Genomic DNA, 6,000 nt, shown 5'->3' with positions numbered 1-6,000 from the left:
CAGCTCACCGATGGTGCGGTCCGCGGCCGAGATCGAGGCCGTAGCCGCGATCTGCTCCTTGGTCTCGACCTCCTTGGCAGCCTTGTGCAACTGCTCCACAACCGCCTCGACAGCGGTCTCGATCCCACGCTTGAGGCTGATCGGGTCGGCACCCGCAGCCACGTTACGCAGACCCTCACGCACCAGCGCCTGAGCCAGCACGGTCGCCGTGGTCGTGCCGTCACCGGCTACATCATCGGTCTTCTTGGCAACTTCCTTGACCAGCTCGGCCCCGATCTTCTCCCACGGGTCCTCGAGCTCGATCTCCTTGGCAATGGAAACACCATCATTGGTGATGGTCGGCGCGCCCCACTTCTTCTCGAGCACGACATTGCGGCCACGGGGGCCAAGCGTCACCTTGACGGCTTCGGCGAGGGTGTTCAGGCCGCGCTCAAGACCACGGCGGGCGTCCTCGTCGAACGCAATCAGTTTGGCCATTTCGGTGTTGTCCTCTCCCTGGACTGGCTTTGAGGTCGCCGGCACCGGCGCCCGCGACGGCTGGATCGGCAGATCCCACCGGCACCGGCCACCTTCCTTGGCACTCTCAGGTGCCGAGTGCCAACCACACCATACACAAAGATGCGTGCGCGCAAAAATGCGTACCCGCAACAAACTGATATGCTCGCGGAATGGCGGTGAACGAGAACGGTGGCCTGCGCGAGCGCAAGAAGGTCGCCACCCGCAAGGCGCTGCGCGAGGCCGCGCTGCGCCTGGCACTGGAGCATGGCCCGGACAATGTGCGAGTCGACGACATCGCCGAGGCCGCGGGCGTGTCACCGCGGACCTACAACAACTACTTCTCCAGCCGGGAGCAGGCGATCGTCGCGGCGATCAACGCCGAACGGGCGTTGCGGATCGCGGCGGCGCTGCGTGCCCGGCCGGAGGACGAACCGCTCGCCCGAGCCGTGGTCGAGGCGGTGGTCGAGCAGTACACGAGCGAACCCGCGGGCGACGCGCTCACGCTGATCACGTCGACGCCACGCTTGTGCGCGGAGTTCATCGAGGCAGTGTCCGCGATCCGGCAACCGCTCGCCTCGGCGATCGCGGATCGCATCGGCGGGGACGACGTCCTCGCACCCGCTGTGCTCGCCGCCGCGATTTCGGCCGCCGTCCGGGTCGCGATCGAGCACTGGATACGCCCGGCCGGCGACGCGCCGAAGGGGTTGCTCGTCGTGGTGGGGGAGCGGCCACTGGCCGGCCTGCTGCGCGAGGCGCTCGCACACGTCGAGCCCGCTCTTCAGGCTGCCGACCCCCGCGACCCGTGAACCCCGGGCGCGGCGCCGGTGAGGTCAGGCTTGGCGGAGGCGCTGGACCTCGGCGGCGAGGTCGAGGATGTGACGCTCCAGGCTGTCGACGGACTCGCTGGTGTCCGTCCCGGCTTGCGGTGCGCGGCGAATGTCCAGACGTAGCCGGATGTCCAGCCGGTCCAGTTCGTGGGTGGCGCGTTCGATGACCCCTTTCACCTGTGCCACCACGCCTTGGAGCACCCACTCGGGAACGACCGCCAACACCGCGACGTTGCGCGTCATCACGCCGGACACGGAGTCGTCCGAGTCCGCCGGCTCTTCCTGAGGACGCGGAACCAGGGCCCGCGTTCCGGCGGGAATCAGCGATGTGATCAAACTAAGCGTGTCGCTCGGCATCGTTGCTGCCTTTCCTAACAGCTGCCCCTTGCGGTCCGCCGCACATCGCTTTTGCCGGATGTCCAACCTGGACCAGTGATCCGGCCATTCTGGGTGGCCCGCATCACGATCTCGTCGAATCCCGGCGGTTCAGCGAGACGATCATCGAGGTGATCTCGGGAGGAACGCTGTGAGGCTGGTAACGGGAGCTGTTTCGGGGCCGCTGACCGGGGAAAATGGGGCGAGCGCAAAATAGGATGGATGTCCGGTAAAGCAAAGAAGGGTACGGACCGAACGAATGCATGTCGCGTTGGCGTCGATCTATGAGCGGGTACTGGCCCGCAACCCCGGTGAAGTCGAGTTCCACCAAGCGGTTCAGGAGGTGCTCGAGAGCATAGGCCCGGCGGTCGACAAGCACCCCGAGTACGCCGATGCCCGGATCGTCGAGCGCATCTGCGAGCCCGAACGGCAGATCATCTTCCGGGTGCCGTGGGAGGACGACCACGGTGAGATCCACATCAACCGCGGCTTCCGCGTCGAGTTCAACAGCGCGCTCGGACCGTACAAGGGCGGGCTGCGCTTTCACCCCACGGTGATGCTGGGCACCGTGAAGTTCCTCGGCTTCGAGCAGATCTTCAAGAACGCCCTCACCGGCCTGCCGATCGGCGGCGGAAAGGGCGGATCGGACTTCGACCCGCGCGGGCGCTCCGACCGTGAAGTGATGCGGTTCTGCCAGAGCTTCATGCTGGAGCTCTACCGCCACCTCGGCGAGTACACCGACGTGCCGGCGGGCGACATGGGCGTCGGCGGACGTGAACTCGGTTACCTTTTCGGTCAGTACAAGCGCATCACCAACCGGTACGAGTCCGGTGTGCTCACCGGGAAGGGCCTGATCTACGGCGGCGCCCAGGTCCGGAAGGAAGCGACCGGGTACGGCTGCACGTTCTTCGTCGACCAGATGCTGCGTGCCCGCGGGGAATCCTTCGACGGCAAGGACGTCGTGGTCTCCGGCTCCGGCAACGTCGCGATCTACACCATCGAGAAGGTCCAGCAACTCGGTGGCCGCGTGGTCGCCTGCTCGGACTCGAGCGGGTTCGTGCACGACCCCAAGGGCATCGACCTGGAGCTGCTCAAGGAGGTCAAGGAGGTCCGTCGTGAGCGGATCGCGGCCTACGCCGAGCAGCGGGCCAACGCCGAGTTCGTGACCGGCCGCTCGGTGTGGGAGGTGCCCTGTGCGGTCGCCATGCCGTCGGCCACCCAGAACGAGCTGGACGAGGACGACGCGCGCGCTCTGCTGCGCAACGGCTGTATCGCCGTCGGGGAAGGCGCGAACATGCCGACGACTCCCGGCGCCGTGCGGATCCTGATGGAGGGTGGCGTCTCGTTCGCGCCGGGCAAGGCCGCGAACGCCGGCGGCGTGGCCGCGTCGGCGCTGGAGATGCAGCAGAACGCCTCGCGTGACTCGTGGACCTTCGAGTACTCCGAGACCAGGTTGCGCGAGATCATGGTCGACATCCACGACCGCTGCTACGCCACCGCCGAGGAGTACGGCGTGCCCGGCAACTACGTGGCCGGTGCCAACATCGGCGGTTACGCCCGCGTGGCCGAGGCGATGCTCGCCCTCGGCCTGATCTGACCCCCGGCGTGACACCGCGGTGACGTGCCCATCGTTGTGCACGTCACCTTCGGCGGGGTCGTGCTCAGCCGGCGCTCGCCGATCCTCCGGCGGCCAGCCGCATGAGGTCGGAGTCGAGGTCGATGGACACCTCCGTGCCGCCCGCGCTGCCGAACTCGTGCTGGTAGCTCTGCCAGGACTCGTCCCGGACCTGCCGGGCGAAACCGCTCTCCATGAGCAGCACGAGTTCCAACGCGGCCCGCTCGATGCGTGTGGTGAGCGCCGGGTCACCCCAGTCCTGCGAGGTGGCGAACAGCGATGTCGGCGCGGTGGTGGTCCGCATGAACGCGAACAGCGACCGCAATTGCTCGTCGACCACCAGTGCGTGCCTGGCCGTTCCCGCGGTGGCGGCGAGCACGACCGGTTTGGCGATGAGCAGGTCGTTGTCCAGGATCTGGAAGAACGACGTGAACAGGCCGCTGGCGCCGGCCTTGTAGACCGGTGTGCTCGCGATGATGCCGTCGGCCTCACCGAGCGCGGCGATGGCCTGCTGCAGTTTCGGGCCGGCCAACTGGGAGATCAGCGCGGCGGTGATTTCGGTGGCGAGCTCCCGGAGGTCGATGACCCGGACGGCCACCTCGTTCCCGCGCCGGCCCGCCAGCTCGGCGGCCCGCTGCGCGGTCCGGTCGGCCAGCATCCTGGTCGAGGAGGGGTCGCTGGTTCCGGCCGTGACGACCACGACCGTGAACGACTGCTTTTCCGTGGTGTTCATCTCTGTTTCCTCGTTCTTGGTCAACGGGCCAGCTTCCCGCAGATCGTTTCCAGTTGCCGCAGTTCTTCCGTGCTCAACCTGGCGGTCACGGCGCGGGCGACGTCACGGGCATGCCGGCGGCCGATGCGCCGCTGGACGTCCCGGCCGGTGTCGGTGAGCGACAACCGGACGCCGCGCCCGTCCGCGGGGTCCGGCCCTCGCTCGATGAACCCGCGCTCGACGAGCCGGTCCACCATGCGCGACAGCGCCGGCTGGCTGAGCAGGACATGCCGGTGCAGTTCGCCGATACGCAGGGGTTCGCGGCACTTGGACAGCGTGTAGAGCACGTCGTACTCCCGCATGGACAACTCCTGCCAGATGTCCTCGGCCGCGAACTCCTTCATCAGGCGGGCGTGCGCCGACAGCAGCGCCTCCCACGCGTTGTTGGCCAACTGGGGCATGCCGGCGCTCACAGGCTCGGGTAGTCGGCTCGGACCGCCGGGGCGGTGTCCTGGTACGGCGAGGCGCCCGTCACGTTGTCACCACGGTTGGCGTTCGGACGCGGCTGGCGGGGCGCCTCGTCGCCGTACTTCGCCCGGACCAGGCCGGCGTGCGTCGGAGCGTCCGAGACCTCCGGGTCGCGCTTGGCGGCCAACTCCTTGCGCAGGGTGGGCACGACCTCCTCGCCGAGCAGGTCCAACTGGTTCAGCACGGTCTTCAGCGGCAGCCCGGCGTGGTCCATGAGGAACAACTGGCGGTGGTAGTCGCCGAAGTACTCGCGGAAGGTCAGGGTCTTGTCGATGACTTCCTGGGGACTGCCCACCGACAGCGGCGTCAGGTCCATGAAGTCCTCCATCGAGGGGCCGTGCCCGTAGACCGGCGCTTCGTTGAAGTACGGCCGGAATTCCCGGATGGCGTCCTGCGACTTCTTGGCGAGGTAGGCCTGGCCACCCAGGCCGATGATCGCCTGCTTCTCGGTGCCGTGGCCGTAGTGCGCGAAGCGCTGCCGGTAGAGCCGGATCAGGCGCATGGAGTGCTCCTTCGGCCAGAAAATGTGATTCGCGAAGAACCCGTCTCCGTAATAAGCGGCCTGTTCGGCGATCTCGGGGGTGCGGATCGAGCCGTGCCAAACGAACGGCGGCACATCGTCCAGCGGCCGCGGGATCGAGGTGAAGCCCTGCAGCGGGGTGCGGAACTTTCCTTGCCAGTCCACCACATCCTCCCGCCACAGCCGGTGCAGCAGGTTGTAGTTCTCCAGCGCCAGCGGCAGGCCCTGACGGATGTCCTGACCGAACCACGGATACACCGGGGCCGTGTTGCCGCGCCCGAGCATCAGGTCCATCCGTCCCTTCGACAGATGCTGCAGCATCGCGTACTCCTCGGCGATGCGCACCGGGTCGTTCGTCGTGATGAGCGTCGTGGACGTGGTGACGATCAGCCTCTTGGTGGTCGCCGCGATGTAGGACAACAGGGTCGTCGGCGCGGACGAGAAGAACGGAGGGTTGTGATGCTCGCCGATGGCGAACACGTCGAGCCCCACCTCCTCGGTCTTCTGCGCGATCCGCACGATCGCGTCGATCCGCTCGGCCTCGCTCGGCGTCTCGCCCGAAACCGGGTCCCGGGTGATGTCGCTGACCGAGAACACTCCGAACTGCATGACCGTGCCTCCTCCACATTCGCGCTGTGCCGGGCCCCACATCGGCGCCCGCACCGCCGGGTCTATGCGTTTGCATCCATCTCAACGGGCCGGGGCGCCGGGGTATTCCCTTGCTCGCCAATGGATCTTGGACCTACTGAAGGAGCTCGTCGCCTCGCTGCCCAGCGCCAGCCTGTGCGGACCGGTGCCGTTCATGGCGGCCGTCAAGGCGGCCCTGCTCAAGCGGGGCGTGGCGGCCGAGCGGATTCGGTACGAGGTGTTCGGTCCCGACCGCGAGCTGGCCACGGCCTGAGCCGCGCGATCACGCCGACGGCGG

At 67.6% G+C, this 6,000-nt stretch carries 8 protein-coding genes; 3 read left to right on the top strand and 5 right to left on the bottom strand.

The window, feature by feature from the left end; translation table 11 throughout:
- The coding region (locus A3CU_RS0102365; protein WP_027940897.1) for a TCP-1/cpn60 chaperonin family protein at positions 1 to 477 on the bottom strand (477 nt) is incomplete at its 3' end.
- Positions 478 to 668: 191 nt separating this feature from the next.
- Here A3CU_RS0102365 and A3CU_RS0102360 point away from each other — a divergent pair.
- The gene (locus A3CU_RS0102360; RefSeq protein WP_027940896.1) at positions 669 to 1,304 is read left to right on the top strand and encodes a TetR/AcrR family transcriptional regulator; all 636 of its coding nucleotides are present in this window, start codon (positions 669 to 671) and stop codon (positions 1,302 to 1,304) included.
- Between the two features lie 24 nt (positions 1,305 to 1,328).
- On the opposite strand, the gene A3CU_RS52140 is transcribed toward A3CU_RS0102360, so the two are convergent.
- Positions 1,329 to 1,682: a hypothetical protein gene (locus tag A3CU_RS52140; RefSeq protein WP_027940895.1), complete on the bottom strand. Its 354-nt coding sequence runs from the start codon at positions 1,680 to 1,682 to the stop codon at positions 1,329 to 1,331.
- Between the two features lie 277 nt (positions 1,683 to 1,959).
- Here A3CU_RS52140 and gdhA point away from each other — a divergent pair, with 277 nt between their 5' ends.
- A complete protein-coding gene (gdhA, locus tag A3CU_RS0102350; RefSeq protein ID WP_027940894.1) occupies positions 1,960 to 3,297 on the top strand; it encodes an NADP-specific glutamate dehydrogenase in 1,338 nt (445 codons plus the stop codon).
- Positions 3,298 to 3,361: 64 nt separating this feature from the next.
- Here gdhA and A3CU_RS0102345 read toward each other — a convergent pair whose 3' ends face one another.
- From A3CU_RS0102345 to A3CU_RS0102335, 3 genes are read right to left on the bottom strand one after another with little or no spacing between them, the layout of a single operon-like run.
- The gene (locus tag A3CU_RS0102345) at positions 3,362 to 4,048 is read right to left on the bottom strand and encodes a CE1759 family FMN reductase (protein WP_027940893.1); all 687 of its coding nucleotides are present in this window, start codon (positions 4,046 to 4,048) and stop codon (positions 3,362 to 3,364) included.
- A gap of 20 nt (positions 4,049 to 4,068) precedes the next feature.
- Positions 4,069 to 4,488, bottom strand: coding sequence for a MarR family winged helix-turn-helix transcriptional regulator (locus tag A3CU_RS0102340; RefSeq protein ID WP_027940892.1), 420 nt, complete (start codon positions 4,486 to 4,488; stop codon positions 4,069 to 4,071).
- 8 nt (positions 4,489 to 4,496) lie between these two features.
- Positions 4,497 to 5,684, bottom strand: coding sequence for an LLM class flavin-dependent oxidoreductase (locus A3CU_RS0102335; protein ID WP_027940891.1), 1,188 nt, complete (start codon positions 5,682 to 5,684; stop codon positions 4,497 to 4,499).
- 127 nt (positions 5,685 to 5,811) lie between these two features.
- Here A3CU_RS0102335 and A3CU_RS52135 point away from each other — a divergent pair, with 127 nt between their 5' ends.
- Positions 5,812 to 5,976, top strand: a complete 165-nt coding sequence (locus A3CU_RS52135) for a hypothetical protein (protein ID WP_211246326.1) — start codon at positions 5,812 to 5,814, stop codon at positions 5,974 to 5,976.
- The last annotated feature ends 24 nt before the right edge of the window (positions 5,977 to 6,000 follow it).

The organism is Amycolatopsis taiwanensis DSM 45107 (assembly GCF_000519205.1).
Classification (GTDB): Bacteria; Actinomycetota; Actinomycetes; order Mycobacteriales; family Pseudonocardiaceae; genus Amycolatopsis_E; species Amycolatopsis_E taiwanensis.
The sequence above is the reverse complement of the archived record's forward strand: the minus strand, read 5'-3'. Positions and strand labels throughout refer to the sequence as shown.